We start from the raw sequence: 26,487 nt of genomic DNA, 5'->3' as shown, positions 1-26,487 counted from the left end.
CGAACGACCGGCCGAATCAGCGTCAGCAGCGGACGGGAGCATGCCGTGCCGGGCCAGAGCGAGGGGGCCGACGCACACCACCCGGGCGTGCGGCACGAGGAGCCGCGTCACCACGACGGTGCGCCGACGGACCACCGGGCCCGCCACCACCGCCTCCTCCCGCTCCCCCCGACCGCGGCCTCCCCCGCGGCGCCCGCCGTGACCGTACTGCCCGCCCGTCCGGTCGCCGGCCACGACGGCGGGGCACTCGCCGGACACGACGACGCGGCGGCCGACCTGCGGTACTGCGCCGGCTGCGCGGCCCTGCTGCCCGGCGACCGGACGGACGAGCTGTCGGCGGCCCTGCGCGCCAGCGAGTCGCGCTTCCGCGCCGCCTTCGCCGACGCCGGCATCGGGATGGCGCTGATCGACGCCGAGGACCGGATCATCGAGGTCAACCCGGCGTTCGCCGAGATGATCGGCTCCGAGGTCCCCGACCTGGTCCGCACCCACCTCCACGACATCATCGACCCGCAGGACCTGCCGCACCGCCTCTACGGCGAACTGCTGCGCGGCGAGCGCGACCGGCTGCGGGTGGAGAAGCAGCTCAAGCACCGCAACGGGCGCCCGGTCTGGGGCAAGGTCACGATCTCGCTGATCCGCGACGACTCCGGCACCCCGCTCTACACCCTCGCCATGGTCGAGGACATCACCGAGCAGCGCCGGCTCGGCGACCGACTGGAGTACCAGGCGCTGCACGACCCGCTGACCCGGCTGCCCAACCGGACCCTCTTCTTCGAGCGCCTGGACGCCGCCTGCCTCGGTGCGGGCCTCCCGCCGGTGTCGGCGGCGGGCCCGGGCGCGGCGGCGGGCGACCGGCGGGTCGGCCTCTGCTACCTCGACCTGGACGGCTTCGCCGCGATCAACGAGACCCTCGGCCACCACATCGGCGACCAGCTGCTGATCGCCGTCGCCGCCCGCCTCCGGCACGGCTTCTCCGAGGAGGACGACCGGCTGGTGGCCCGGATGGGCGGCGACGAGTTCGCCGTCCTGGTCGCCGACAGCGCCGGCAGCGAGCAGCTCACCGAGCTGGCCGCCCGGATCGTCCGGACCCTGGAGCGCCCCTTCGACGTGGCCGGCCACCGGCTGGTGGTGACGGCCAGCGTCGGCGTCGTCGAGCGGTCCGTCCGCGACACCACGCCCACCGACCTGGTCAAGGACGCCGATGCGACGCTGTACTGGTCCAAGGCCGACGGCCGCGCCCGCTGGACCCTCTACGACCCGGACCGGGGCGCCCACCAGCTGACCCGGCAACTGCTCGCCACCGCCCTGCGCCCGGCCCTGGAGCGCGGCGAGTTCACCATCGAGTACCAGCCGCTCGTGGGCCTGGCCGACGGCACCGTGCACGGCGCCGAGGCCCTGGTCCGCTGGCGCCACCCCCGGTACGGGACGCTCTCGCCGGACCGTTTCATCCCGCTCGCCGAGGAGTCCGGCGCGATCGTGCCGCTCGGCCGGTGGGTGCTGGAGGAGTCCTGCCGCCAGGCGCACCGCTGGCTCACCGAGTTCCCGGACACCGAGACCTTCGTGAGCGTCAACCTGGCCGCCCGCCAGATCTGGGACTCCGACGTCGTCGCCGATGTCGCGCAGGTCCTCGAACGGACCGGCCTCCCGGCCCGGCTGCTCCAGCTGGAGATCACCGAGAGCGCGCTGCTCGGGCCCGGCGGCCGCCCGCTGCAGGCGCTCCAGGCCCTGGCCGACATGGGCGTGCGCATCGCGATCGACGACTTCGGCACCGGCTACTCCAACCTCGCCTACCTCTCCCGGCTGCCGGTGCACGTGCTGAAGCTCGACGGCACCTTCATCGAGGCCTTCCGCGACCCCGCCCCGGGCGACCGGGCCGAGCATCCGGCCCTCGCCGCGGGCGCCGGGCCGGACGGCGGTGCGGCCCCGGCGGCCGTCCTGCCCGCCCGTCCGGACCGGCGCCCGCGGCGCAGCGACGCGGACGAGCAGATCGTCGGCGCGATGGTCCAGCTCGCCCACACGCTCGGCCTGACCGTCACCGCCGAGGGGATCGAGAGCGCGGCGCAGGCCGAGCGGCTGCGGCTGACCGGCTGCGACACCGCGCAGGGCTGGTACTTCGCCCGGCCCGGCGAGGCCGAGCTGGTGGCCGCCATACTGCGCGAGGGCCGCACCGGGAAGTGAGGGCCGCCCCTGGGGGTGCCCCAGGAACCGCCCCGGGGCCAGCCGGTCAGGCGGGGTCGCCGGACCGGCCGGGGCCGCCGGTCAGGCGGGCGTGCCGGTGAGGCCGTACGCCTGCGCGATCAGCCCGTACGAGCGGTGCCTCGCCTCGTGGCCGTGGATGTGCGAGGTGACCATCAGCTCGTCCGCGCCCGTCCGCTTGCGCAGCTCCTCCAGCCCGTCCGCGACCTGGCCGGGGGTGCCGAGCACCACGTTGCCGAACCACTCGTCGAGGTAGGCCAGCTCGCCCGGGTTGTAGGGGTAGGACTCGGCCTCGGCCGGGGTGGGGATCGGACCGGGGTTGCCGCGGCGCAGGCGGATCATCGCCAGGGCCGCCGACCGGGCGAGCCACCGGGCCGTGGCCTCGTCGTCCGCCGCGACGGCGCTGACCCCGATCAGCGCGTACGGCTCGCTCAGCACCGCCGAGGGCCGGAAGGACGAGCGGTAGAGGTCGAGCGCCGGCACCGTGTTGTCGGCGCTGAAGTGGTGCGCGAAGGCGAACGGGAGGCCGAGCCGGCCGGCCAGCTGGGCGCTGAAGCCCGAGGAGCCGAGCAGCCACACCGGCGGCCGGCCGTCGCCCTTCGGCACGGCCGTCAGCCGCGCGTAGGGGTGGCCGTCCGGGAAGTCGCCGTCGAGGAAGTGGGTCAGCTCGGAGAGCTGCAGCGGGAAGTCGTCGGCGCCCGCGTCCTGGCCGCGGCGCAGCGCCCGTGCGGTGGCCGGGTCGGTCCCCGGGGCGCGGCCGAGGCCGAGGTCGATCCGTCCGGGGTGGAGCGCCTCCAGCAGGCCGAACTGCTCGGCGATCGCCAGCGGCGCGTGGTTGGGCAGCATCACGCCGCCCGAGCCGAGCCGCAGCGTCCGGGTGTGGGCGCCCAGGTGGGCGAGCAGGACGGCCGGGGTGGAGCTGGCGATGCCGGGCATGCCGTGGTGCTCCGCCACCCAGAAGCGGTGGTAGCCCCACTCCTCCGCGCTGCGGGCGAGGGTGGTCGTCGCGGCCAGCGCCTCGGCGGGGCTGTAGCCGACGCCGACGGTGGCCAGGTCCAGGACGGAGAGCGGCGCGGGCGCCGTGCCCCGGGCCGTGCCGCGGACGGCGGTCGCGCTGCCGGCTGTCGGGGGCTGCGGGGCGTCCCCGTACTCCTGCTGGTCCTCGGTGGTCATGCCGCCTGCCCTCCTGGCCGTCGGGTGCTCGCTGTCGGGTACTGGCTCCGGGGGTCGCCGGCCGCTGCCGTCCGCGGCCGGTCACCGCGCTCCCGGGGCCACGGTGCCCGGGCGCACTCGCGAACGGCTGGACCCGGGGCGGCTGGACCCGGGTTGCCACAACCCCGGCGCGGGGCGGCTTGTTCCCGCGTGGCCGTTCCGACCCGTCCGTTCCCGCGTGGCGGTCCGGCCTGCCCGTTCCTGCTCGTCCGCTTTTCGCCGGCCCGTTCCCGCCCGCCGCGAGCGGAAGCCGACCGACCGTTCGGATGACTCTGCGCCAGCGGACGGACACGCGTGGCGACTTCACGCCATCGCGGGAAGTCGCCAGCCCCAGGGCTCGCGGTCGGCGGTCCGGGTCCGGCAGGCTGTCGGTCAGGAGCGGATCACCTACCGGATCCGCACTCCACCAGCAAGGTCGTCGGGCTGGACCAGCGCCGACCGATCCCCGCGAGCCCCTGGAGCGGCACCCCGCTCCAGGGGCTCGCGCCATTGGTGTGAGGTGCGGCATACCGGGGTGCTTCATGGCATGAAAAGTCGAGGCGCTAGCGTTGGTCCCCGCAGCCACCTGCTCCCCCGGGCAGCCTGGAGGGAGAAGGAACCCTTGGACCCCGCAACAGTCGTCGGATCGTCATGGATCTGCGCCCTGGCGCTCTGCGCCGTCCTCGGTGACGCCTTCCTCCCGTTCCTGCCCAGCGGCACCCTGGTCATCCTGGCCGTGCTGAACACCGCGCAGATCGACGGCGCCCCGGTGCTGCTGGCCATCGGCGTCGCCACCGCCTCCTTCCTCGGCGACCTGCTGCTGCTCCACCTGGCCCGGCGGGGCGCCCCGGCGGTGAACCGGCGGCTGGAGCACCGGCCGAAGCTGGCGGCCGCCGTCTCCCGGGTCCAGCAGGCCCTGGAGGGGAGGACCAACCGGGCGGTCGCCGCGATGGTGGTCGTCGCCCGTTTCGTCCCGGCCGGGCGCACCGTGGTCGACCTCGCGATGGGCCACTCCCCGACGACCCGTCCGTTCCGCTTCCTGCGCTGGTCGGCGCTGGCGGCGCTGATCTGGGCGGCCTACATCGTGACGCTGGGCTGGCTCAACAGCCACTGGTTCGACACCGCCTGGCTGAGCTTCGCGGTGTCGTGCACCGCGGCGACCGCGATCAGTACGGCGATCGCCCGGGTCGTCCGCCGCGACCGCAGGCTCGCCGCCCTCTGACCGTCCCCGCCCCGACGCCCCGGCAGCTCCGCGCCGGGGCGTTTCCGCGTTCCCGGCGCAGCCCCCACCGGAGTGCGGCACGTCACAGGACGGCAACAGCCGGCGGGTGGTTGCAGCCCGGTCGCGGGGCGTCGGCGTGTTGACGTTCGGGTGGTGCGGGCGGCTTTGTTCCCGCTTGGCCCCCATGACATGCTGACAGCGAAGTATTAGTCCATTTGCCCGATTTCGACCGGTGCGGCATCGAGGGACTCCTGGCCGCCCCGGCATCCGGCATCCGGCCGACGGCACCAGGGGAGACCATGACCGGCATCTCGCGCAGGACCGTGCTCGCCGCCACCGCCGCCACCGCGGCCCTCGGAACGGTGGCGGCCTGCTCCGGAGGCGGCGGGGCGGGCACCGGCCCCACCCCGAACGGCGACGCGGCCGGCCCCGGCGGCAGCGGCAGCGCGAGCGGCAGTCCGGTCAAGGGGACGCCCACGGCCCGGCCGATCGGGGACGGCTCCACCTCCGACACCGGCCCCCAGCCGAACCAGCCCAGGGCCGAGAAGCTCAAGCCGGGCGAGCGCCCGCCGCAGTTCGTGGTGTTCTCCTGGGACGGCGCCGGCGGCACCGAGGACGGCCAGTTCGCCCGCTTCCTCCGGCTCGCCGAGGAGCACAAGGCCGCGATGACCTTCTTCCTCTCCGGCATCTACACCCTGCCGAAGAGCAGGTCCGACCTCTACCGGCCGCCGAAGCACTCGGTCGGCGCCTCCGACATCCCGTATCTCTCGGACGCCGGGGTCAAGGGCACCCTGAAGCTCATCAGCCGGGCGTGGCTGGCCGGGCACGAGATCGCGACGCACTTCAACGGGCACTTCTGCTCCACCCGGCCGGACGGCAACGGCGTCAACAAGTGGTCGCCCGAGGACTGGGAGAGCGAGATCGAGCAGGCGGTCGGCTTCGTCACCCAGTGGCGCACCAACACCGGGTTCACCGACGTCGACCCGCTGCCCTTCGACTACCGCAAGGAGCTCATCGGCGGGCGCACCCCCTGCCTGGAGGGGCAGAAGGCCCTGCTGCCGACGGCCGCGAAGCTGGGCTGGAGGTACGACGCCAGCTCCTCCGGCGGGCTGCAGATCTGGCCGCAGAAGGTGCAGGACGGCAAGGTCTGGGACTTCCCGCTGCAGGGCATCCCGTTCCCCGGGCACACGTTCCAGGTGCTGTCGATGGACTACAACATCCTCGCCAACCAGTCGGCCGGCAGCACCAAGGGCGACCCCGCCAAGTACGCGCAGTGGCGCACCCAGGCCCGGGACGCCTACCTGGCCGGCTTCGACCGCGCGTACAACGGCAACCGGGCGCCGCTGTTCATCGGCAATCACTTCGAGCAGTGGAACGGCGGGATCTACATGGACGCCGTCGAGGAGGCCCTCAAGGCGGTCGCCGCCCGGCCCGAGGTGCGGATGGTGTCCTTTCGCCAGCTGGTGGACTGGCTGGAGGCGCAGGACCAGTCCACCCTCCGCAAGCTGCGCACGCTGAACGTGGGGCAGGCCCCCGCGGGCGGCTGGGAGGGCTTCCTCGGCGCGGCCGGCTGAGCCGTCCGGGGCCGCGCCTGGGCCGGGTGCCGTGTCGGGTCCGGGGCCGCGCTGGGCCGTGCCGGGGCGTCCCCGGTCCGGCCGCGGCCGGGCGGCGTCAGCTCCCGGCCAGCCCCAGCGCGTACGGGAGCCAGAAGGTGCCCGCGCGCGGTTCGCCCCGGCCGCAGTCGCCGTCCGACTCGCCCGGGTTCTTGATCCACAGGTAGGCGTCGACCCCGGGGCGGCCGGTCCGGTCGGTGGGCGTCTCGCCGAGCCGGCGGCCCGGCGGATTGCACCAGGCCTCGCTGCTGAGCGGGCCGTTGCCGTTGCGGCTGGTGTCGATGACGAAGGGCTTCCCGCCGAGCAGCGCGGACAGTTCGGAGCCGTACGCGGCGCTCTGGTCGGTGGTGTAGAAGTTGGCGACGTTCACCGAGAAGCCGTCCGCGACGCCCACGCCCGCCTTGCGCAGCGCCTCGGCCAGCGCCGGGCGGTCCCGCGTCCAGCCCGGGTTGCCGGCGTCCAGGTACACCTTGATCTGCGGACGCTTCTTCAGCTCCTGCACGGCGAAGGCCAGCAGGCCGTAGCGCTCGGCGGCGGCCGCGTCCGTCACCCCGCAGCCGTCCAGGGTGTGCGGGACGGCATCGGGTTCCAGCACCACCCAGGCCCTGCGGTCGCCGAGGGCCGCGGCCAGGCTGCTGATCCAGGCCCGGTAGGCGGCCGCGTCCGGTGCGCCGCCCGCCGAGTAGAGGCCGCAGTCGCGGTGCGGGATGTTGTACGCCACGAAGACCGGGGTGCGCCCGGCGCCGGTGGCCGTCCAGCTGACCTGCGAGGCGATGCCCTGGGCCGCGTCGTCGCCGAGCCACTGCGAGGACGGCTGCGCGGCGATCCGGGCCAGGGTGTCCGCCTCCGCGGCACGGCCCTGGGCGCGCAGGGCCACGGCCTGCTGGGCGGCGTTGGTCCGCTCGGAGACGAAGAAGGTCTGGCCCTTGAGCTGCGGGGCCGGCGGGCCCGCCGGGGCGCTCGCGGAACCCCGGGCACCGGTGGGCGCGGGGCCCGCACCGGAACCCCCGGAGCCGTCCCGGACCGCACCGCCGGAACAGCCGGCCGCGCCGACCGCCAGCGCCAGTACCGCGGCCCCGACAGCCGTCCGACACCCCAGCATTCGCCTCACCCGGCGCACGTACAGCCCCTCCCCCGACCCCGTCCGGCGACCGGGTCGGCACCAGCTTCGCACACCGGTACGGGCCGGACTCCTCCGCCGTCGAACGGCGCGGGGAGCCCGGCCCGGTCCGTGCACGGACCGCGGCGGAAGGTCCGCCCCGGGGGCTCAGCTCTCCTTGAGGTTGGGCACCCGCCAGTCGACGGCCGGCGCGCCGAAGCCGTCCAGCGCCTCGTTGATCTGCGAGAAGGGGCGGCTGCCGAAGAACAGCTTGGCCGACAGCGGCGACGGGTGCGCCCCCTGGACCACCACGTGCTTCGCGGTGTCGATCAGCGGCAGCTTCTTCTTGGCGTAGTTGCCCCAGAGCACGAAGACGACCGGCTCCTCGCGGTCGCTGACCGCCTTGATCACCGCGTCGGTGAACTTCTCCCAGCCCTTGGCCTTGTGCGAGTTGGCCTCGTGCGCGCGTACCGTGAGCACCGCGTTGAGCAGCAGCACGCCCTGCTCGGCCCAGTGCATCAGGTAGCCGTTGTCGGGGGCCGGGATGCCGAGGTCGGCGTCCAGCTCCTTGAAGATGTTGCGCAGCGACGGCGGGGTCTTGGTGCCGGGCAGCACCGAGAAGCTCATGCCGTGCGCCTGGCCGTCGTCGTGGTACGGGTCCTGGCCGAGGACGAGCACCCGCACCTTCTCGTACGGCGTGGCCTCCAGGGCGGAGAACTCCTGCCCGCTCGGCGGGAAGACCTGGTGCTCCGCACGCTCGGCCGCGACGAACGCCGCCAGCTGGGCGAAGTACGGCTTCTCGGTCTCGGCGCCCAGCACCTCGCGCCAGGACTCGGGCAGCTCCAGCCCGCCCCCGGCCGCCGCCTCCGCCACGCTCGCCTCGACAGTGTCCGTCACGACATCAACCTCCCACCGGGCTGCGGCTCACCGCCGCACCGCCCCGACCTGCGCGCACCGGAGCCGACCGCGGCCCGTACGCCTCTTCACACCCAGAACGCTACACAGCCCCACCGACACTCCGCGCCCACTCCCGCCCACCGGGGCCCGACTGCGCGGAACCCGCGCACGACCCGCCCCGGGCCACCCCGGTCCCGAGCGCCCCCCTCCCGAGCGCCCCGTCCCGAACGCTCCCGCCCCGAACGCCGCTGCCCCCGGCGGCACAGGGGCACACCGGGGGCAGCGCGCCGGGCGACGGCGCCGGGGCTGCGGGGTCAGACCAGCTCGACCAGGTCCGCGACCGAGTCGACCACCCGGGTCGGCCGGTACGGGAAGCGCTCCACGTCGGCGGCGGCCGTCAGACCGGTGAGCACCAGGATCGTCTCCATGCCGGCCTCCATGCCCGCCACGATGTCGGTGTCCATCCGGTCGCCGATCATGACGGCGGTCTCCGAGTGGGCCCCGGCCGTGTTCAGCGCCTCGCGCATCATCAGCGGGTTCGGCTTGCCGACGAAGTACGGCTCCACCCCGGTCGCCTTGGTGATCAGCGCCGCGACCGAGCCGGTGGCCGGCAGCACGCCCTCGGTGGAGGGGCCGGTCTCGTCCGGGTTGGTGCAGATGAAGCGGGCACCCTGGTTGATCAGGCGGATCGCCTTGGTCAGCGCCTCGAAGCTGTACGTCCGGGTCTCGCCGAGCACCACGTAGTCCGGGTTGTTGTCGGTCAGCACGTAACCGGCCTGGTAGAGCGCGGTGGTGAGGCCGGCCTCGCCGATCACGTACGCGGTGCCGCCCGGGCGCTGGCCCTTGAGGAACTTGGCGGTGGCCAGGGCCGAGGTCCAGATGCACTCCTCCGGCACCTCCAGGCCCATGCCGGCCAGCCGGGCGCTGAGGTCGCGGGGGGTGTAGATCGAGTTGTTGGTGAGCACCAGGAACGGCTTGCCGGACTCCCGCAGGCGCTGCAGGAACTCCTTCGCGCCCGGGATCGGCGTGCCCTCGTGGATGAGGACGCCGTCCATGTCGGTCAGCCAGGACTCGATGGGCTTGCGGTCTGCCACGTGCGTGTCTCCCGAAGTCTTGCGACGTCTTGCAATGGTCGTACGAACTGCGGCGCACCGCCGTCACCGCTGCGCCTCCCACCGGCCGGACCCTCCTCGGGACACCGGACCGCCGGGGGTACTACTGGCTGCCCCAACGGGCCACAGCCTAATCCGCACACCTGCCCGAGGACAGCACGTCCCGTCCACCGGGACACGCCCGACACCTGGGCCCTGTCCTGCGCGAACCGCCCGCCCGGCGGCCGCGGAGCCACCCCGCTGCCGCCGCCCCGGCCGGCTCCCCCGCCTCAACGGCTCCTTAAGCCGCCCCTAACCGCACTGATTACCCCTCAGCAGGGCGTTCGGGCCGGGCTAGCGTGAGCGGCACACCCTCCCTGCCAGCTCCTTCCGAAGGGGTTCCGCCGCCATGCCCGTGCGCAACCACCGCCGCTCCGCCGCCCTCCTCCTCGTCCTGGCCACCGCCGGTTCGGTCACCGCCCTCGGCAGCGGCACCGCCGCCGCCCACGGCTCGATGCAGAACCCGCTCAGCCGGGTCGAGGGCTGCTACCTCGAAGGCGCCGAGCACCCGAAGTCGGCCGCGTGCAAGGCCGCCGTCGCCGCCGGGGGCACGGCCGCGTTGTACGACTGGATGAGCCTGCGGATCGGCGACGCGGCGGGCCGCCACCGCCAGCTGATCCCGGACGGCAAGCTGTGCAGCGCCGGCGACCCGGTGTACAAGGGGATGGACCTGCCGCGCGCCGACTGGCCCGCCACCAACCTCGTCGCCGGCGCCGACTTCACCTTCCGCTACCGGGCGACCGCCCCGCACCGGGGCACCTTCCAGCTCTTCGCCACTAATCCGAGCTACGACCCCACCAAGCCGCTGACCTGGGCGAACCTGGAGTCGCAGCCGTTCCTGACGGTCACCGACCCGAAGCTGGTCGACGGCTCGTACGTCCTGCCGGGCAAGATCCCCACCGGGAAGACCGGCCGCCAGCTGATCTACGCGATCTGGCAGCGCTCGGACAGCCCGGAGGCCTTCTACTCCTGCTCGGACGTGGTCTTCGACGGCAGCGGCAGCGCCCCGGGCACCGCCCCCGTACCGACCGACACCGGCACCGGCGGCGCGCACCCCGGCGGCCACGCCCACCCGACCGGCACCGCCCCGACCGGCGCCCCGACCGGCCCCTCGACCACGGTGCCGAGCTCCGCCCCGGGCACCCGGCCGGCCACCACGGCCGTCCCCGCCGGCGGTGCGACCACGGCGTCCACCGCCGTCGCCGCTCCGCCCGCCCCGACGGGCCCGACCGGCACCGGCGGCACCACCCCGGCCGGGGCGGCCCCGGCACCCGGCACCACCGCCGAGCACCTGGCCCAGACCGGCTCCGACCGCTCCACCGGCCTGATCGCCTCGGTCGGCTCCGCGTTCCTGCTCGCCGGGGCCGCGATGGCGGTCATCCACCGCAAGCGCCGCGGCCGCGGGGCCCACGCCCGCTGACGCCGCGGCCGGGGCCGGGAACGCGACCGCAGGCGTGCCGGCCCCGCACCCGCAGCCCCGCGCCGACGGCTCCTCCCCCCGACGGCGCGGGGCTGCCGGACCCCTACCGATGCGGGAGGGCCGACGCGCCGCCGAACCCGGGCCGACCAGGTACGCCGTGGTTGAGTAGGGCGCATGAGCCCCGTGTCGCCCCCCACCCCTCGCCCCCCGTTCCGCGTCGGCCTGGTCGGCTACGGCCTGGCCGGCTCGGCCTTCCACGCCCCGCTGATCGCCACCACCCCGGGCCTGCGGCTCGACGCGGTGGTCACCGCCAACCCCGACCGCCGCGCCCGGCTGGAGCGCGAACACCCCGGCGTCCGGGCCCTCGACACCCCCGAGCAGCTGTTCGGGCAGCCGGACGCCGTCGACCTGGTCGTCATCGCCTCCCCGAACCGCACCCACGTCCCGCTCGCCCGGGCCGCCCTCCGCGCGGGCATCGCCACCGTCGTCGACAAGCCGCTCGCCGCGACCTCCGTCGACGCCCTGGAGCTGTGCCGGCTCGCCGAGACCCGGAACGTGCTGCTCTCCGTCTTCCAGAACCGCCGCTGGGACGGCGACTTCCTCACCGCCCGGCGGCTGATCGACGAGGGCGCCCTCGGCCGGGTGCACCGCTTCGAGTCGCGCTTCGAGCGGTTCCGGCCCAAGCCCAAGCCCGGCTGGCGCGAGCTCGCCGACCCGGCCGAGGTCGGCGGCACCCTCTACGACCTCGGCAGCCACCTCGTCGACCAGGCGCTCACCCTCTTCGGCCCGGTCGAGACCGTCTACGCCGAGATCGACGTGCGGCGCGACGGCGCGGTCGTCGACGACGACGCCTTCCTCGCCCTCACCCACGCCTCCGGCACCCGCTCGCACCTGTGGACCAGTGCCATCACCCCGCTGCTCGGCCCGCGCCTGCGCGTCCTGGGCGACACCGCCGGCTACCTGAAGTTCGGCATGGACCCGCAGGAGGAGGACCTCCGGGCCGGCCACCGCCCCGGCGTCCCCCGGCCCGACGGCGGCACGCACCCCTGGGGCACCGACGAGCCGTCCCGGTACGGCACGCTCGGCACGGACGAGTCCTCCGCGCCGCTGCCCACCGACCCCGGCGACTACCCCGCCTACTACGCCGGCATCGCCGCCGCCCTGGCCGACCCCGGCACCCCGCCCCCGGTCGACCCGCGCGACGCGGTCGCCGTGCTCGCCGTCCTGGAGGCCGCCCGCACCTCCGCGGCCACCGGCACCGCCGTCCGCCTCGACCCGGCCTGACGTCGCCGGAACCCGACCCGCCCCCGGCCCCGGCGACGTCGTGCCGGGGCCGGATCAGATGCCGATCACCTCGACGGCCGAGCCCAGCCCCTTGAAGTCCGCCAGATTGCGCGTGTACAGCGGCAGCCCGTGCGCCGAGGCGGTGGCCGCGATCATCAGGTCGATCCGGCGCGGCCGCGGCAGCCGCCCGGCCGCGATGGTCAGGGTCACCAGCGTCCCGTACCGGGCGGCGGCCGCCGCGTCGAACGGCAGCGGGTCGAAGTCGGCCATCGCGGCGCCCAGCACCTCCAGCCGGGCCGACCGGCTGATCGGGTCCCGCGCCATGGAGACGCCCTGCTGCAGTTCGGCCAGCGTGATCGCGGTCAGCTCCGGCACGGCCGGCAGGTCGGCCGGGTCGAGCAGCGCGAGGTCGATGTAGACGCAGGTGTCCAGCACCCCGGCTGGCCGCCGTTTGGAGCCCCGGCGCCGGGCGGCCCGCTCCCGCCCCTCAGCCACGTCGCCGCTCGAACGGGTCGTCGCCCTCGTCCCCGACCAGTTCCTCGGGGCCGAAGTACTCCTCGGCCTCCTTGCGCATCTGCTGGTAGTCCACCCGCGGCAGCTTCACGTGCCGCGCCACCAGCTCCTCGGCGCTGAGCCGGCGCCGCCCCGACACCGGCCGCAGCTCGGCGACCTCGACCCCGTTCCTGGTGATGTGGAAGGTCTCCCCCGCCTCCACCGCGTCCATCACCGCGGCGGAGTTGTTCCGGAACTCCCGCTGGGTAATCGTCCTCATCCGTCCACGGTAGCCCCGCGTAGCCCCGAAGGCTACGGCGCGGACCGGACCGCCGGAGGCGCGCGAGAAAGTCCTGCGCCCCGGCGGGAACCTTGTGCGCGCCTGCGTCGTCCAGACCGTCGGAAGAGCCGTCCGCCCCGCCCCGAACACCCCGGAGGAGGTCCGCCTTGGCCGTCGTCGCACTGCTGCTCGGCGTGCTCCGGGTGCTGGCCGGGGACGTGGTGGTCGAGCCGACGATGCTGGCCTCCGTCGCCGCCGCGGCGGCCGTGGTGCTGTTCGCCAGCGCGGTCGGCGGGGCGCTGGTCGCCGCCCGGCTGCTGGGCGCACGGGCGCCCGCCACCGTACGGGCCGGGGTCATGCGGCGCCGGGCGCTGCACACCGCCTTCCTCCCTCAGCGCGATCCGGACGCCCGGGGCCGGCGACGCCCCAGGGCACCCGGCGCGGCCCCGACGGCCGCGTAGCAGCGCGCTGCCGGGGTCCGTGGCGGCCCCGTCGCAGTGCAGTGTGTCCTTCCACCGCCGACGCGCGGCCGTCCTCCGTCTCGTACCCGACTCCCGAGACCCCGGAGGGCTCGCTCCACCATGTCCGTTCTCTCGCTGCTCGACCCCGCCGTCACCGTGGCCCACGACATCGTCGCCGCACTGGCGGAGGTGCTGCCGACCGCGCTCGCCATCGTGCTGTTCACTGTCGCGGTCCGGCTGGCCCTGCACCCGCTCGCCCGCGCGGCGGCCCGCGGGGAGAAGGCCAGGGCCCGGCTGGCCCCCCGGATCGCCGAACTCCAGCGCAAGCACAGGAACCGGCCCGAGAAGCTGCAGGCGGCCCTCGCCGAGCTGTACCGGGAGGAGAAGGCGTCCCCGTTCGCGGGCTGCCTGCCGATGCTGGTGCAGATCCCGTTCTTCTCGGTGATGTACCGGCTGTTCACCACCCCGAACGACCTGCTCGACCACACCTTCTTCGGCGTCCCGCTCGGCCTGCACGTCGGCAGCGCCCACGGCGCCGGGCAGATCGCCGTCTTCGGGTTGCTGTTCGCCGCGCTGGCGGGGGTCGCGTACGTGGCCTTCCGGCGGGCGCGCGCGTCGATGGCGGGCAACCCGAACCCGCAGCCGGGCCTGGGCTACCTGCCGTACCTGTCGTTCGGCACCGTGCTGTTCGCCGCCGTGGTGCCGCTCGCCGCGGGCCTGTACCTGCTGACCACCACCGCCTGGGCCACCGCCGAACGCGCCTGGCTGTACCGCGGGAGCGCGGTGCCCGCCTCGGGGATGGCGGTGATCTAGCGGGTGATCCAGGGGCACCCACTGTGGGCTGCCGTGTCGTTCGCGGCGGCCCGCGGGAGGCACCCTGGACAGTTACATGACATGACGTCAGTCTGTTCGGATGGTCGAGACGATCGTGGCGGTGGTCGGTGTCGTCTGCACCGTCCTCGGGCTGGGGATCAGCCTGGCCACCTACCACCAGCAAGCCGTCATCGCACGCCGCACCGAGGAGCGCGCCGCCCGGATGGAGCGGCAGGAGACCGAGGCCCGGGAGAGAGCCGAACACGAACGGGCCCGCCAGGACCAGGAATCGCAGGCCGTGCACGCCCAGTTCATCCACGTCGAGGTGTGGGGCGCCTCGGTGTACGTCTCCAACTTCGGCCCGCTGCCCGTCACCGGGCTGCGGATCCTCTGGCGGGAGCGCGACATCACCCCGGGCGGCGGCGAGTTGGACCTCCAGGGGCGGCCGGTCGCCCCGCCGCCCGCCGGGCCGTCCAACCGGCTGGTCACCCGCGTGCCGCAGGAGGGCCCGGTCCGCCTCACCGACCTGCGGGTCGAATTCACCGACGTCCGCCGCCGCCGCTGGCTGCGGCTCGGCACCGGCGCCCTGTACAGCGCGGCCCCCGCCCCCAGCGGCAGCACCACCTGGACCCAGGTCGCCCACACCCCGCCGCCCGCCGCGGAGCCGGCGACACCGGTGCAGTGCGGGTACCCGGCCCCGTCGGCGCCTGCGCCCGCCTACGCCGCACCCGGCGCAGCCACCGCCCTCGCCCACGGCACCGCCACGGCAGCCCTCCACAAGCACACCGCCTGGTCGCTCCCGGCCTCCCTGCTCGCCGTCGGCCTGGGCTGCCTGCTCTACCTGCTGCTGTTCTGAGGGCCGTGGTCGCCGTCGATGCGGGCGCGGAGGACGGCGGTCGCCGCCCGTCCGACGGCGCCGACCACGGAGGCGAGGAGGACGAGGGCCAGGAGCCGGACCACGGCGGCATCCGCGGGGTGGCGCCGAGCCCGACCGCACCTGACCCACCGCCGCCCGCGTCCCGACCTGGCGCTCCCTCAGCGGCGGGTGCGGACCCGGTCGCGGGCGGGACCGGCCTCGTCCGCTTCCGGAGAAGTCCGTTAATGTGCTCGGCAGTCTCACACCACGGGGGAGCACATGGCAGGCTCAGGATTCCAGGTCCAGCCCACCGAGCTGGAGGGTGCCGGCAGGACGGCACAGAAGACGGCCGGGGACATACCCGGCGAGACCAAGGACGTGCTCGGCGCCTCGGACCGGGCGGAGGCCGGGCTCAAGGGCTTCTCGACCGGCGCCGAGCTGAACACCTGCACCGACTCCTGGCGCGCCACCCTGGACGCGCTGGCCGCCGAGATGGACCGGCAGGGCGGCAACCTGATCACCACGGCGCAGAACTACCGCAAGGCCGAGAGCAGCAACGCCGGTGCGCTCGCGAAGGGCGGTGCCTGAGCCGATGGACATCCGTACCCTGCGCGACGCCAAGCCCGCCGACCTGATCACCGCGGCGGACAAGTACACGGCGCTCTCCGCCAAGTTCGACCAGCACGCCTCGGCGTGGGGCACCGGGGTCGACACCCGGGTCAAGAACTCCAACTGGACGGGCGACGCCGCCGAGAACGCCAAGAAGTCGCTGACCGAGACCACCGCCAAGCTGACCGCCGCCAAGATCGAGCTGGCCATGATCGCGCCGGTGCTGCGCGAGGGCGCGGAGGCGTTCCTGCTGGCGCAGTCGAAGCTGCTCGACGCGCTGGCCGACGCCAAGGCGTCCGGCTACACGGTCGGTGACGACGGCTCGGTCTCCTGGCCGCCGGTCACCCCGGCCGAGCGCAAGGACCCCGACTTCAAGGACCCGGCGAGCGGCGGCCGGGCGATCAGCGACCGGATCAACAAGGCGCTCACCGAGGCCGCGCACGCCGACCAGGTGACCACCGAGCGGCTGCGGCACTACACCGAGAACGGGCGCACCGGCGCGGGCCTGAACCTGAACTCGGCGATGAGCGACCTCACCGAGTCGATCGGCTTCGGCGGCCTGTTCAAGGAGGACCTGGTCGCCTCCGGCATGCCGCCCAAGGACGCCTCCCCCACCGAGGTCAACTCCTGGTGGAACGGCCTGACCGCCGAGGAGCAGCAGCGCCTGATCCAGAGCCGCCCGGAGGACCTCGGCAACCGGGACGGCATCCCCGCCGCTGCCCGCGACCAGGCCAACCGGATCATGCTGCCGCGGCTGATCGAGCAGTACGAGAAGAAGCAGCCCCGCTCGGAGTGGGACCAGCGCAAGCTGGACGGCTTCCACTCGATCCAGGACCGCCTGAAGAAGGACGACGGCGACCGGCCGCCGCTGTTCCTGATGGGCGTCAGCGACGAGGGCCAGGGCCGCGGCATCCTCTCCTACGGCAACCCGGACACCGCCAAGAACGTCACCGCCTTCGTGCCGGGCCTGGGCACCGAGCTGGGTTCGGTGGGCGGCGGCAACGCGGACAACGCCAAGGCGGTCTGGTCCGCCACCGAGGGCCGGACGGGCAACAAGAACGACACCGCCTCGATGATCTGGCTCGGCTACGACGCGCCGCCGAACGAGGGCTTCTCGCCCGACAGTTCCCCGGTGATGTTCAAGGACCGCGCCGAGAAGGGCGGGGCGGCCTACCAGAGCTTCATGCAGGGCCTGCGCGCCACCCACGAGGGCTCCCCGGCCCACCTGACCGCGTTCGGGCACAGCTACGGCTCCCTGACGGTCGGCCAGGGCGCCCAGCGGCCCGGCGGCCTACCGGTCGACGACATGATCCTCATCGGCAGCCCGGGCACCGGCGCCGAGAAGGCGTCGGACCTCAAGATGGACCCGAAGCACGTGTACGTGGGCGCCGCCGAGCTGGACCCGGTGAGCCACCTGCCGTCGAAGGCCGAGGCCGGCGGCGCCGCGTTCGGACCGGGCGGGGCGATCATCGGCCACCTCGTCGACCCGCACCAGCTGTGGCACGGCCAGGACCCGACCAGCGACGAGTTCGGCGCCGAGCGCTTCTACGTGCACCCGGGCCACGACATGGTCAACCAGTTCAACAACCACTCCGACTACTTCGAGGGCGAGTCGCTCAACAACATCAGCCGTATCGTGGGCGGGCAGCCTGAGAAGATCACCCGTCAGGACCACCGATGACCGGATCGGTGACCGCCCGGCTGCGGCCCGTCGCCCTGCTGCTGGCCGCGAGCCTGGCGCTCGGCGCCTGCGGCCAGCTGGGCGGCAAGGACGACAAGGGAAGGGGAACCGTGGAGGCCACTACCGCGCGGGACGAGATCGACGCCCTGCTGAACGACACCTTCACCGCGATCACACCGGCGCTGACCTGGCACGACGAGCCGTTCGAGCTGGCCGTGAAGCAGGAGTGGAACGGCAAGGACAGCATCGCCGCGACCGCGAAGAAGCGCCGGCTGGTGCTGACCAGGCTCTCGACCGAGAAGGTCGGCAGCCTGTTCGGCGTCGTCGAACGCCACTGGAAGCAGCGCGGCTACACGACCGAGGCCGTGAACCCGAAGGACCCGTCGATGTCGGTCCGCACCTCCAAGGGCTACCTGCTGGAGCTCGTGGTGAGTACGGAGAACACCGCCACCGTCACGGCGTCCGTCAAGGACGTGAAGTTCGACGGCGAGGTGCACCCCTTCGGCAAGGGCGAGCCGCTGCCCACGGGCACGGGCGGCGCGGACCTGCCGAACTACGGGCTGCCGCTGGTCGACGACCCGTTCTGGTCGAAGTAGGGGCCACCGGAGGGCACGGTGCGGGCGGTGCCCGGACCGTGCCCTCCGGCGCGGGCGGGCCTCAGCCCTTGTCCCAGCCCGCCAGGTAGGCGTCGATCTCGCCGACGATCCGGCGCTTGCCCGCGGCGTCCAGGAAGGACGCCTCGACGGCGTTCCTCGCGAGCCCCGCGACCCCGGCCTCGTCCAGGCCGAGCAGCCGGGCCGCCACCGCGTACTCGGTGTTCAGGTCGGTGCCGAACATCGGCGGGTCGTCGCTGTTGACGGTGACCAGCAGGCCCGCGTCGACCATCTGCCGGATCGGGTGCTCCTCGATCCGCTCCACCGCCCGGGTGGCGATGTTGGAGGTCGGGCAGACCTCCAGCGGGATCCGGTGCTCGCCGAGGAAGTCCATCAGCGCCGGGTCCTTCACCGCCTGAGTGCCGTGGCCGATGCGCTCCGCGCCGAGCAGGCGCAGCGCGTCCCAGACCGTCTCCGGGCCGGTGGTCTCGCCCGCGTGCGGGACGCTGTGCAGGCCGGCCGCCCGGGCCCGGTCGAAGTACGGCTTGAACTGCGGGCGCGGCACGCCGATCTCCGGACCGCCCAGGCCGAAGCTGACCAGGCCCTCCGGCGCCAGGTCGACCGCCAGCCGGGCGGTCTCCTCGGCGGACTCCAGCCCGGCCTCGCCGGGGATGTCGAAGCACCAGCGCAGCACGATGCCGAGTTCCTTCTCGGCGCGCAGCCGGGCGTCCTCGATCGCCTCCATGAAGGCGACGTCGGGGATGCCGCGGCGCACCGAGGAGAACGGCGTGATGGTGAGCTCCGCGTACCGGATGTTCTGGCGGACCATGTCCTCGGCGATGCCGTAGGTCAGGGCCCGGACGTCCTCGGCGTCGCGGATCAGGTCGACGACGCTCAGGTACACCTCGATGAAGTGGGCGAAGTCGGTGAACGTGAAGTACTCGGCGAGGGCCTCCGGGTCGGTCGGCACCTTCGACGCGCTGCGGTGCCGCGCGGCGAGTTCGGCGACCACCCGGGGCGAGGCCGACCCGACATGGTGGACGTGGAGTTCCGCCTTGGGCATTCCGGCGATGAACGCCTCGATGCCCCGACCGGCGACCCGGCTTCCGTCCGGCTGGACCACGGTGTCTCCTTCTTCCGCTACGCGCGTATCTACAGGTCCCGCCAGGGTAAGTCACCCGCCGAACGTGATCGCCACCGTGTGGATCACGAGTCCGGCGAGCGCGCCGACCACGGTGCCGTTGATCCGGATGAACTGCAGGTCGCGGCCCACGTTCGCCTCGATCTTGCGGGAGGCCTCGTCGGCGTCCCAGCTCGCCACGGTCTCCGAGATCAGCGAGGTGATCTCGGTGCGGTAGGTGTCGACGACGTACTGCGCGGCGTCCTGCAGCCAGCCGTCGACCTTGGCCTGGAGCTTGCGGTCGGTGGCCAGGCGCTCGCCGAAGGTCCGCACCCCGGTGCGGATCCGCCGGCGCAGCTCGCTGTCCTCGTCCTCGGCGGCGTTGACCACCAGGGTGCGCACGGCCGCCCAGGTGGAGGCGATGAGGTCCTGCACCTCGGGGCGGGCCAGCAGCTCGGACTTGGCCCGCTCGACCCGGGCGATGGTCTCCGGGTCGGTCTGCAGCTCGGTCGCGAAGTCGGCGAGGAACCTGTCGACGGCCCCGCGCGCGGCGTGCTCGGGGTCGTCCCGGATATCGGTGACGAAGCGCATCAGCTCCCGGTACACCCGCTCGCCGACCTGGTGGTCGAGGAACTTCGGCGTCCACCCGGGGGTCTTCTGGGTGACCCGCCGGACGACGTCCTCGTGGTTCTCGGTCAGCCAGTCGTGCACCCGGACGGCGACCAGGTCGACCACGCCGTGGTGGCCGCCGTCGGCGACGACCTTGCCGAGCATCCGCCCCATCGGCTCGGCCACCGAGGTGGCGGCGGCCCGCCGGGTGACCGCCTCGGCGACCACCGCCTGGACGTCGTCGTCCCGCAGCACCGTGAGGACGCCGCGCAGTGCCGCCGACGCCTCCTTGGTGACCCGCTCGGCGCTGCCCGGGGCGGCCAGCCACTCCCCCAGCCGCCGGCCGATGCCCAGGGCCGCGAGCCGGCCGCGCACCACCTGCCCGGAGAGGAAGTTCTCGCCGACGAAGTCGCCGAGCGACTTCCCGAAGGCGTCCTTCTTCGTCGGGATGATCGCGGTGTGCGGGATCGGCAGCCCGAACGGGCGCCGGAACAGCGCGGTGACGGCGAACCAGTCGGCCAGTGCGCCGACCATGCCCGCCTCGGCGGCCGCCGCCACATAGCCGGCCCAGGCGCCCGCCCCGGCCGACTCGGCCCAGGTCGCCAGCCCGAAGACCAGGGTCGCGAAGGCCAGCAGGCCCGTCGCGATGGTCTTCATCCGGCGTACGCCTTGTCGCTTCTCCTCGTCGGCTGCGGTGAACCTGACTCCGTGGCCGGTCCCGCTGAAGGCTTCGTCGCTCACCCCGCCAGTCTGCCCGGTGCCCGGCGCGAGCGGACGGCCTCACCCCCGTTTCCGCGCACCGGAGCGCCGCCCGGGCCCGCCTCCGGGTCAGTCCCGGTCGAACTGCCAGCTGTAGAGCACCAGTCCGTCCTCCGGCTCGCCGCCCGCGCCCAGGTACGTCGCCCGGGCGGCGTCGTTGCCCACCTCGGTCAGCGTCCAGAGGCAGTAGCAGCCGCGCTCGCGGGCCAGCCCGGCGAGCGCCCGGACCAGGGCCCGGCCGACGCCCCGGCGCCGGTACGGCTCGTCCACCCCCAGCTCGTACAGGAACATCTCGGTGCCCTTGTCCGGGTGGGTCGTCTCGACCCCGGTGACCATCCCGGCGGGGACGGCACCGGAGCCGTCGTCGACGTAGGCGATCAGCAGGTGGTGGCGCGGGTCGGCGAGGAACTCCTCGGTCGCCCCGGGCAGCGGCGCGCTGTCGAACAGGTGCCCGGCGGCGAGGACCTCGGCGACGGCGGTGGCGGGACGGATCTCCATGACCGGATGGTGACAGCCCGCGCCGCCCGGGGCCCGCCGTTTTCGGCCGCCCGCCCGGAGAACAGCACGCCCGCACGCCTCCCTGCGCGCCGCGCCGCCGTCGCCGGCCGGGCGGCCGCCGACCCGCGCCCCGGCCGGTCAGCCGATCGCCACCTCGGCGTACATCCGGGCGATCACGTCCTCGATGGCCGGCTCGCGCACCGACAGGTCGACCAGCGGGTAGCGGTCGGCGACGGCCGCCACGACGGGCGCCGCGCTCTGCTGCGCGGGGAAGGCCAGCCACTGGCGGGGCCCGTCCACCCGGACCACCCGGGCGCCGGGCACCTCGATGGCCGGCCTGGCCTCGGCGAGGTCGACGACCAGGGTCCGCTCGCTGCGCCCGGCCGCGTGCAGGCCGTCCAGGTCGCCGTCGTGGACGACCCGGCCGTGGTCGATCACCATCACCCGGTCGCACAGCTGCTCGATGTCGGTGAGGTCGTGGGTGGTGAGCAGGACGGTGGTGCCCTCGGCCCGGTTCACCTCGCGCAGGAACGCACGCACCTTCGCCTTGCTCACCACGTCCAGCCCGATCGTCGGCTCGTCCAGGTAGAGCACCTGCGGGTCGTGGAGCAGCGCCGCCGCCAGGTCGCCGCGCATCCGCTGGCCGAGCGAGAGCTGGCGCACCGGGGTGTCCAGCAGGGCGCCGAGGTCCAGCAGCTCGACGCAGCGCTCCAGGTTGGCGCGGAAGCGGGCGTCCGGGATGCGGTAGATCCGGCGCGCCAGCTCGTACGAGTCGCGCAGCGGCAGGTCCCACCAGAGCGTGGTGCGCTGCCCGAAGACCACGCCGATGCGCTGGGCGAGGGCGACCCGCTCGCGGGCCGGGTCGACGCCGGCCACCCGCAGCCGGCCCGAGGTGGGGACGAGGATGCCGGTGAGCATCTTGATGGTGGTGGACTTCCCGGCGCCGTTGGGCCCGATGTAGCCGACGCACTCGCCGGCGTCGATCGTGAAGGTCAGGCCGTCGACGGCCCGCACCTCCCGCTTCTCGCGGCGCAGCCGCCCGGTCCTCGCCCGGACGGTGAAGGTGCGCCGGACGTCCTCCAGTTCGATGAGTGCCATGGTTCGGGTCCCTTCTGGCGGCCGGTGGTCCGGCCGGCGGTCGTGGGTGCGCGAGCGGTGCTGGGTGCGCGAGCGGTGCTGGGTGCGCGGGCGGTGGTGGCTGCGCGGGCGGTCCGGGGTCAGCTGCCGGTGCCGCGGTACGCCCGCAGTCCGGCCCGCCAGGCCAGTCCGGCGACGACGACCGACAGCACCGCGACGAGCGGCGAGGCGTAATGGAAGGCCGTGGGCAGGCCGAGCGGGTCGGGGCGGTCGAGGATGCGCAGGGTGGGCAGCCAGTTGACGAAGGCCAGCGGGATGCCGAAGACGACGCCCGCGACGAGCTCCTTGGCGAAGATCGTCGGCGGGTAGTGCAGCAGGGTGGCGCCGCCGTAGGTGAAGGCGTTCTGGATCTCCTTGACCTGGTCCCACCAGAACTGCAGGGACGCGAAGCCGATGAAGACGGCGGCGAAGATGACCGTGCCGCAGACCAGCAGCACCGGGACGAGCAGGACCCGGTCCCAGGTCCAGTCGACGTCCAGGGCGGTCAGCGACCAGACCAGCACCGCCAGGGCCTGCAGCGGGCGGCCGAGCCGGCGCAGCGAGAAGCGCTCGGCGCAGACCTGGGCGAGGGCCGGGGCGGGGCGCACCAGCATGGTGTCCAGGGTGCCCGCGTTGATCCGCTGGCCGAGCGAGTCGACGCTGCCGACCAGGGTGTTGGCCAGGCCGAGGGCGAAGCCGGAGGTGGCGTAGAGGAAGGCGAGTTCGGGCAGGGTCCAGCCGCCGATCTGCTCGGTGTGCCGGAACATCAGCACGACCACCACGAAGTCCAGCGAGGTGACGGCGATGCTGGAGGCGACCATCAGCACGAACGAGGCGCGGTAGGACATCGTCGAGCGCACCCACATCCCGGCGGTCAGCCACCAGGAGCGCAGCGCCCAGGCCGTCCGCCCGCGGCGGGAGCGCAGGGCCGGCGGGAGGACGAGCGGGGCGGCCGCCCCGCGGAGGTCAGCCACCCTGCACCACCACCTTGCGGGTGGCGAGCAGTTGCACGAACCGTCCCGCGGCCAGCAGCAGCACCGCCCAGAGCAGCTGGAAGCCGTACGCGCCGAACAGCTCGGCGCCCGTGCAGCGCTCCAGGAAGACGTCGGTCGGCACCTGGATCAGCGCGGCCCACGGCAGGGCCAGGGCCACCGGGGCGAGCCAGCCGGGGAAGAGGCTCAGCGGGAGCAGCATCCCGGAGAGGAACATCGCCACCACCAGCACGGCCGAGCGCACGCCCTCGGAGTCGTGCAGCCAGAAGCCGGTGAGCGAGACCAGGAAGCGCACGCCGAAGCTGACGACCACCGCGAGCAGGACGGAGATCACGAAGAACACCCAGGTCAGCGGCTGTTCGGGCATCCGGGTGCGGAAGAGCAGGGCGCCCGCCAGGGTGGGCATGGCACCGCGGGTCACCAGGTGGAAGGCGGCCCGGCCGAGGTCGGTCGCCAGCCACCAGCCCTGGAAGTCGACGGGGCGGTAGAGGTCGATGGCGATGTCGCCGGTGCGGAACCGCTCCTGGACGTCGTCCTGGAAGCCGCCGCCCCAGACCGCGACGGTGACCAGCAGCGCCTGGCTGACCCAGATGTAGGTGACGGCGGCGGACTGGTCGTAGCCCCCGAGGCCGGGGCGGGCCTGCCAGAGGGCGACGAAGGTGGAGGCGAGGATGCAGCCGAAGACGGTGTTGGTGAAGGACCCGGCGAGGGTGGCGGCGCGGTAGGTGGCGTAGCGGCGGAAGGCGCCGCGGGCGACGGCGGCGTACAGGCCGAGGCTGCCGCCGCTCGGCCGCCACCGGGGGCGCGCGGGCTGCCACCCGTTCGGGTGACGGCCATCCGGAGGGGGCCGGAAGGGCTCGCCGTCGGCGGGCGCGGCGGCCCCGGGCACGGCATTCGGCATATTGTCTCCTTGTCGACAAAGATGGGCGCGTACGGGCGCCCGGCTGCCAGAGCGCACGCCGGACCGGCTCCGACCGGCCGTACCCGGGGGTGCCGGGCTCGACGGGCGGAGCTGTACGCCGTGGGCTCGCTATGAAGTTCGCATCTTTCACCGTACCGCCGGGGATCACGCTTCGCACCCGGTTTGCCACCGGCGGCCGCCCGCACCGCGCCCGCCCCCGCGCGACGCCCCTCACGGCACCCCGTCCCGGACGACCCGCGCCACCCGCCGCCACGAACGTACGCCAAAAGAGAAGCAACTGATTCCGGATCAAATAGCACATAATCGCGGCATGAACCTGAGGGCACAGCTGCGTACCCGTCGCCGAGCCAGGCGGGAGGCCCGCCGCGAGGCCCGCCGGGCCCTGCCCCTGTGGCGCCGGCTGCTGCCCACCTGGCGGGTCGCCCTCGGCGCCCTGACCGCCGCCCTGCTCCTGGCCGTCGGCGCCTTCGCCGTGCTGTACCTGATCGTCCCGGTGCCCGATCCCAACGCGCACGCCGTCGCCCAGAAGAACATCTACTACTACGCCGACGGCACCACCGAGATCGCCCGCACCGGCGCCGTCAACCGCATCGACGTCCCGCTCACCCAGGTCCCGCCGGACGTCCAGCACGCCGTGGTCGCCGCCGAGGACCGCAGCTTCCACCAGAACCGGGGCGTCGACCTGCGCGGCATGGTCCGGGCCGGCTGGAACACCCTCCTCGGCCAGGGCACCCAGGGCGGCTCCACCATCACCCAGCAGTACGTCAAGAACTACTACCTGACCCAGGACCAGACCTTCGCCCGCAAGGGCCGCGAACTCTTCATCGCGCTCAAGGTCGACCAGCAGCGCGGCAAGGACGAGATCCTCGCCGGCTACCTCAACACCAGCTACTTCGGCCGCAACGCCTACGGCATCCAGAGCGCCGCCAGCGCCTACTACGGCGTCGACGCCGCCGAGCTCACCCTCCCCCAGGGCGCCTACCTCGCCGCCCTGCTCCAGGCCCCCAGCGCCTACGACGTCAAGGTCGCCAGCCCCGCCAACCGGGAGAAGGCCGTGGCCCGCTGGAACTACACGCTCGACGGGATGGTCCAGCTCGGCTTCCTGGACGCCGCCGCCCGCGCCGCCGTCGCCTTCCCCGAACCGATCGACCCGCAGCCCGCCACCGGCCTCGCCGGGCAGGCCGGCTACCTCGTCGGCATCGCCGACGACTACCTGGTCTCCTCCGGCACCCTCGACAGCGCCACCCTCAAGTCGGGCGGCTGGCGCATCACCACCACCTTCGACAAGGACAAGCAGGACGCCTTCGTCAAGGCCGTCCAGGAGGAGCTCACCGCCGAACTCGACCCGCGCGCCCGGCCCGCCACCGACACCGACGTCCGGGTCGCCGGCGCCTCCGTCGAGACCGCCACCGGCCGCCTGGTCGCCGCCTACGGCGGACCCGACTACGCGAAGCAGCCCTACAACGACGCCCTGCGCAAGGACAACCAGATCGGCTCCACCTTCAAGCCCTTCGACCTCGCCGCCGGCCTCACCTCCGGCCGCAGCAGCGGCGACGGCCGGCCCATCACCACCGAGACCCGCTACGACGGCACCAGCGAACGCCCCGTCACCGGCGGCCCCACCCCGTACGCCCCGCCCAACGAGGACGACATCGACTACGGCCACATCAGCCTGCGCCAGGCCATGGCCAAGTCCGTCAACTCGGTCTACGCCCAGCTCGGGGTCGACGCCGGACTCGCCCACGTCCGGGAGACCGCCGTCCGGCTCGGCATCCCCGGGGACGTCCCCGGCATGGACCCGGCCAACACCTCGATGACCCTGGGCACCGCCACCCCCAGCGCCGTCGACCTGGCCGGCGCCTACGCCGCCCTCGCCAACCACGGCCAGGCGTACACCCCGTGGGCCGTCCGGAAGCTGGAGCGGGCCGGCCGCCAGGCGGTGCCCGCCCTCCCGCAGCACGTCCCCACCACCGCCCTCGACCGGGGCACCGCCGACGCCGTCACCGACGTCCTGCGCGAGGTGGTCGGCCCGCGCGGCACCGGCGCCGCCGCGCTCGAACTCGGCCGCCCGGCCGCCGGGAAGACCGGCACCACCGACTCCAACCTGTCCGCCTGGTTCGCCGGCTACACCCCCGAACTCGCCGCCACCGTCGGCCTGTTCCGGGAGCACCCGAAGACCCACGCCAAGCAGCCGCTGGCCGGCACCGCCGGACTCGACCGGATCAACGGCGGCGCCTTCCCCACCCGGATCTGGACCGCCTACATGAGCGAGGCCCTGGACGGCACCGACGTCCAGCGCTTCGACCTCCAGCCCAGCCGCGGCAACCGCCGCCACGACCGGCCCACCGGAGCGGGCACCCCGACCACCGCGATCCCCAGCGCCCCGCCGACCGCCACCGCCCCCGCGAGCCCGGCCGCCCCGACCGAACCGCCCCGGCCCACCCCCACCGCCGCGGCCACCGAGCGGCCGACCGCCACCCCCGCACCGCAGCAGCCCGACCCCGCCCCCAGCCGGGCCGCCGGCCCCAGCCCGCAGCCGCCGTCCGCCCGCCCCACCGCCGAACGCACCCCGACCGCGCCCGCAGCCGCCACCACAGGACCGCCCGCGAC

Annotated in this window: 25 protein-coding genes; 12 read left to right on the top strand and 13 right to left on the bottom strand. The window is 74.2% G+C overall.

Annotated elements, in window-relative coordinates; all coding sequences use genetic code 11:
* The first annotated feature begins 45 nt into the window (after positions 1-45).
* Positions 46-2,181 carry a putative bifunctional diguanylate cyclase/phosphodiesterase gene (locus tag ACWGB8_RS23910; RefSeq protein WP_452215606.1) on the top strand — a complete coding sequence of 712 codons (2,136 nt, stop codon included), beginning with the start codon at positions 46-48 and terminating at the stop codon, positions 2,179-2,181.
* Positions 2,182-2,262: 81 nt separating this feature from the next.
* Here the strand turns inward: ACWGB8_RS23910 and ACWGB8_RS23905 are convergent, their stop codons facing one another.
* A complete protein-coding gene (locus ACWGB8_RS23905; RefSeq protein ID WP_452215605.1) occupies positions 2,263-3,372 on the bottom strand; it encodes an LLM class flavin-dependent oxidoreductase in 1,110 nt (369 codons plus the stop codon).
* A 640-nt stretch (positions 3,373-4,012) separates the two neighbouring features.
* On the opposite strand from ACWGB8_RS23905, the gene ACWGB8_RS23900 reads away from it, so the two are divergent.
* Together ACWGB8_RS23900 and ACWGB8_RS23895 are read left to right on the top strand one after the other, a co-directional pair.
* Positions 4,013-4,612 carry a DedA family protein gene (locus ACWGB8_RS23900; protein WP_452215604.1) on the top strand — a complete coding sequence of 200 codons (600 nt, stop codon included), beginning with the start codon at positions 4,013-4,015 and terminating at the stop codon, positions 4,610-4,612.
* 299 nt (positions 4,613-4,911) lie between these two features.
* A complete protein-coding gene (locus ACWGB8_RS23895; RefSeq protein ID WP_452215603.1) occupies positions 4,912-6,186 on the top strand; it encodes a hypothetical protein in 1,275 nt (424 codons plus the stop codon).
* Between the two features lie 97 nt (positions 6,187-6,283).
* Here the strand turns inward: ACWGB8_RS23895 and ACWGB8_RS23890 are convergent, their stop codons facing one another.
* The 3 genes from ACWGB8_RS23890 to ACWGB8_RS23880 all read right to left on the bottom strand — a co-directional run bounded on the left by ACWGB8_RS23890 (position 6,284) and on the right by ACWGB8_RS23880 (position 9,315).
* On the bottom strand, positions 6,284-7,327 hold the full coding sequence (locus ACWGB8_RS23890; RefSeq protein ID WP_452215602.1) for a glycoside hydrolase family 6 protein: 1,044 nt from the start codon (positions 7,325-7,327) through the stop codon (positions 6,284-6,286).
* 165 nt (positions 7,328-7,492) lie between these two features.
* Positions 7,493-8,221, bottom strand: coding sequence for a uracil-DNA glycosylase (locus tag ACWGB8_RS23885; protein ID WP_452215601.1), 729 nt, complete (start codon positions 8,219-8,221; stop codon positions 7,493-7,495).
* Between the two features lie 314 nt (positions 8,222-8,535).
* Positions 8,536-9,315, bottom strand: a complete 780-nt coding sequence (locus tag ACWGB8_RS23880) for an HAD-IIA family hydrolase (protein WP_452215600.1) — start codon at positions 9,313-9,315, stop codon at positions 8,536-8,538.
* A gap of 406 nt (positions 9,316-9,721) precedes the next feature.
* Here ACWGB8_RS23880 and ACWGB8_RS23875 point away from each other — a divergent pair, with 406 nt between their 5' ends.
* Positions 9,722-10,792 (top strand): lytic polysaccharide monooxygenase auxiliary activity family 9 protein, encoded by a 1,071-nt coding sequence (locus ACWGB8_RS23875; protein WP_452215599.1) that lies wholly within the window; start codon positions 9,722-9,724, stop codon positions 10,790-10,792.
* A gap of 174 nt (positions 10,793-10,966) precedes the next feature.
* Entirely contained in the window at positions 10,967-12,076 is a 1,110-nt protein-coding gene (locus tag ACWGB8_RS23870; protein WP_452215598.1) for a Gfo/Idh/MocA family protein, read from the top strand.
* A gap of 54 nt (positions 12,077-12,130) precedes the next feature.
* Here the strand turns inward: ACWGB8_RS23870 and ACWGB8_RS23865 are convergent, their stop codons facing one another.
* A complete protein-coding gene (locus tag ACWGB8_RS23865) occupies positions 12,131-12,571 on the bottom strand; it encodes a PIN domain-containing protein (RefSeq protein WP_452215597.1) in 441 nt (146 codons plus the stop codon).
* Complete coding sequence (locus ACWGB8_RS23860) at positions 12,564-12,848, bottom strand: type II toxin-antitoxin system Phd/YefM family antitoxin (RefSeq protein WP_452215596.1); 285 nt, start codon at positions 12,846-12,848, stop codon at positions 12,564-12,566. The genes ACWGB8_RS23865 and ACWGB8_RS23860 overlap by 8 nt, the downstream gene beginning before the upstream one ends.
* A 167-nt stretch (positions 12,849-13,015) precedes the next feature.
* Here ACWGB8_RS23860 and ACWGB8_RS23855 point away from each other — a divergent pair, with 167 nt between their 5' ends.
* From ACWGB8_RS23855 to ACWGB8_RS23845, 3 genes are all read left to right on the top strand, one after another.
* The gene (locus ACWGB8_RS23855) at positions 13,016-13,309 is read left to right on the top strand and encodes a DUF6412 domain-containing protein (protein ID WP_452215595.1); all 294 of its coding nucleotides are present in this window, start codon (positions 13,016-13,018) and stop codon (positions 13,307-13,309) included.
* Between the two features lie 120 nt (positions 13,310-13,429).
* Positions 13,430-14,122, top strand: a complete 693-nt coding sequence (locus ACWGB8_RS23850) for a YidC/Oxa1 family membrane protein insertase (protein ID WP_452215594.1) — start codon at positions 13,430-13,432, stop codon at positions 14,120-14,122.
* 100 nt (positions 14,123-14,222) lie between these two features.
* Complete coding sequence (locus tag ACWGB8_RS23845) at positions 14,223-14,978, top strand: hypothetical protein (RefSeq protein WP_452215593.1); 756 nt, start codon at positions 14,223-14,225, stop codon at positions 14,976-14,978.
* Here ACWGB8_RS23845 and ACWGB8_RS23840 read toward each other — a convergent pair.
* Positions 14,960-15,082: a hypothetical protein gene (locus ACWGB8_RS23840; protein ID WP_452215592.1), complete on the bottom strand. Its 123-nt coding sequence runs from the start codon at positions 15,080-15,082 to the stop codon at positions 14,960-14,962. The genes ACWGB8_RS23845 and ACWGB8_RS23840 overlap by 19 nt on opposite strands.
* A gap of 175 nt (positions 15,083-15,257) precedes the next feature.
* On the opposite strand from ACWGB8_RS23840, the gene ACWGB8_RS23835 reads away from it, so the two are divergent.
* The 3 genes from ACWGB8_RS23835 to ACWGB8_RS23825 are packed head-to-tail and all read left to right on the top strand — an operon-like array spanning position 15,258 to position 17,864.
* The gene (locus ACWGB8_RS23835) at positions 15,258-15,566 is read left to right on the top strand and encodes a type VII secretion target (protein ID WP_452215591.1); all 309 of its coding nucleotides are present in this window, start codon (positions 15,258-15,260) and stop codon (positions 15,564-15,566) included.
* A 4-nt stretch (positions 15,567-15,570) separates the two neighbouring features.
* Entirely contained in the window at positions 15,571-17,268 is a 1,698-nt protein-coding gene (locus ACWGB8_RS23830; protein WP_452215590.1) for an alpha/beta hydrolase, read from the top strand.
* Complete coding sequence (locus ACWGB8_RS23825) at positions 17,265-17,864, top strand: hypothetical protein (protein ID WP_452215589.1); 600 nt, start codon at positions 17,265-17,267, stop codon at positions 17,862-17,864. The genes ACWGB8_RS23830 and ACWGB8_RS23825 overlap by 4 nt, the downstream gene beginning before the upstream one ends.
* A 61-nt stretch (positions 17,865-17,925) precedes the next feature.
* On the opposite strand, the gene ACWGB8_RS23820 is transcribed toward ACWGB8_RS23825, so the two are convergent.
* The 6 genes from ACWGB8_RS23820 to ACWGB8_RS23795 all read right to left on the bottom strand — a co-directional run bounded on the left by ACWGB8_RS23820 (position 17,926) and on the right by ACWGB8_RS23795 (position 23,856).
* Positions 17,926-18,984 (bottom strand): adenosine deaminase, encoded by a 1,059-nt coding sequence (locus ACWGB8_RS23820; RefSeq protein WP_452215588.1) that lies wholly within the window; start codon positions 18,982-18,984, stop codon positions 17,926-17,928.
* A gap of 51 nt (positions 18,985-19,035) precedes the next feature.
* A complete protein-coding gene (locus ACWGB8_RS23815) occupies positions 19,036-20,331 on the bottom strand; it encodes a DUF445 domain-containing protein (protein WP_452215587.1) in 1,296 nt (431 codons plus the stop codon).
* Between the two features lie 87 nt (positions 20,332-20,418).
* Positions 20,419-20,847, bottom strand: a complete 429-nt coding sequence (locus ACWGB8_RS23810) for a GNAT family N-acetyltransferase (RefSeq protein WP_452215586.1) — start codon at positions 20,845-20,847, stop codon at positions 20,419-20,421.
* 138 nt (positions 20,848-20,985) lie between these two features.
* Positions 20,986-21,945 carry an ABC transporter ATP-binding protein gene (locus tag ACWGB8_RS23805; protein ID WP_452215585.1) on the bottom strand — a complete coding sequence of 320 codons (960 nt, stop codon included), beginning with the start codon at positions 21,943-21,945 and terminating at the stop codon, positions 20,986-20,988.
* Positions 21,946-22,064: 119 nt separating this feature from the next.
* Positions 22,065-22,937 (bottom strand): ABC transporter permease, encoded by an 873-nt coding sequence (locus ACWGB8_RS23800; protein WP_452215584.1) that lies wholly within the window; start codon positions 22,935-22,937, stop codon positions 22,065-22,067.
* Positions 22,930-23,856 carry an ABC transporter permease gene (locus tag ACWGB8_RS23795; RefSeq protein ID WP_452215583.1) on the bottom strand — a complete coding sequence of 309 codons (927 nt, stop codon included), beginning with the start codon at positions 23,854-23,856 and terminating at the stop codon, positions 22,930-22,932. Before ACWGB8_RS23795 ends, ACWGB8_RS23800 begins: the two co-directional genes overlap by 8 nt.
* Positions 23,857-24,187: 331 nt before the next feature.
* Between ACWGB8_RS23795 and ACWGB8_RS23790 the strand changes: the two genes are divergently transcribed.
* A partial coding sequence (locus ACWGB8_RS23790; protein WP_452215582.1) for a transglycosylase domain-containing protein occupies positions 24,188-26,487 on the top strand: 2,300 nt, incomplete at its 3' end.

Source organism: Kitasatospora sp. NPDC054939, from assembly GCF_053610105.1.
Note: the sequence above shows the minus strand (reverse complement) of the source record. Positions and strands in the feature narration are given on the sequence as shown.

Bases quoted from the DNA above. Each gene is read 5' to 3' on its own strand.
- ACWGB8_RS23875 (WP_452215599.1), top strand. From the start codon at position 9,722: ATGCCCGTGCGCAACCACCGCCGCTCCGCCGCCCTCCTCCTCGTCCTG.
- ACWGB8_RS23825 (WP_452215589.1), top strand. From the start codon at position 17,265: ATGACCGGATCGGTGACCGCCCGGCTGCGGCCCGTCGCCCTGCTGCTG.
- ACWGB8_RS23895 (WP_452215603.1), top strand. From the start codon at position 4,912: ATGACCGGCATCTCGCGCAGGACCGTGCTCGCCGCCACCGCCGCCACC.
- ACWGB8_RS23810 (WP_452215586.1), bottom strand. From the start codon at position 20,847: ATGGAGATCCGTCCCGCCACCGCCGTCGCCGAGGTCCTCGCCGCCGGG.
- ACWGB8_RS23795 (WP_452215583.1), bottom strand. From the start codon at position 23,856: ATGCCGAATGCCGTGCCCGGGGCCGCCGCGCCCGCCGACGGCGAGCCC.
- ACWGB8_RS23805 (WP_452215585.1), bottom strand. From the start codon at position 21,945: ATGGCACTCATCGAACTGGAGGACGTCCGGCGCACCTTCACCGTCCGG.
- ACWGB8_RS23890 (WP_452215602.1), bottom strand. From the start codon at position 7,327: ATGCTGGGGTGTCGGACGGCTGTCGGGGCCGCGGTACTGGCGCTGGCG.
- ACWGB8_RS23850 (WP_452215594.1), top strand. From the start codon at position 13,430: ATGTCCGTTCTCTCGCTGCTCGACCCCGCCGTCACCGTGGCCCACGAC.
- ACWGB8_RS23870 (WP_452215598.1), top strand. From the start codon at position 10,967: ATGAGCCCCGTGTCGCCCCCCACCCCTCGCCCCCCGTTCCGCGTCGGC.
- ACWGB8_RS23905 (WP_452215605.1), bottom strand. From the start codon at position 3,372: ATGACCACCGAGGACCAGCAGGAGTACGGGGACGCCCCGCAGCCCCCG.
- ACWGB8_RS23835 (WP_452215591.1), top strand. From the start codon at position 15,258: ATGGCAGGCTCAGGATTCCAGGTCCAGCCCACCGAGCTGGAGGGTGCC.
- ACWGB8_RS23845 (WP_452215593.1), top strand. From the start codon at position 14,223: ATGGTCGAGACGATCGTGGCGGTGGTCGGTGTCGTCTGCACCGTCCTC.
- ACWGB8_RS23860 (WP_452215596.1), bottom strand. From the start codon at position 12,848: ATGAGGACGATTACCCAGCGGGAGTTCCGGAACAACTCCGCCGCGGTG.
- ACWGB8_RS23830 (WP_452215590.1), top strand. From the start codon at position 15,571: ATGGACATCCGTACCCTGCGCGACGCCAAGCCCGCCGACCTGATCACC.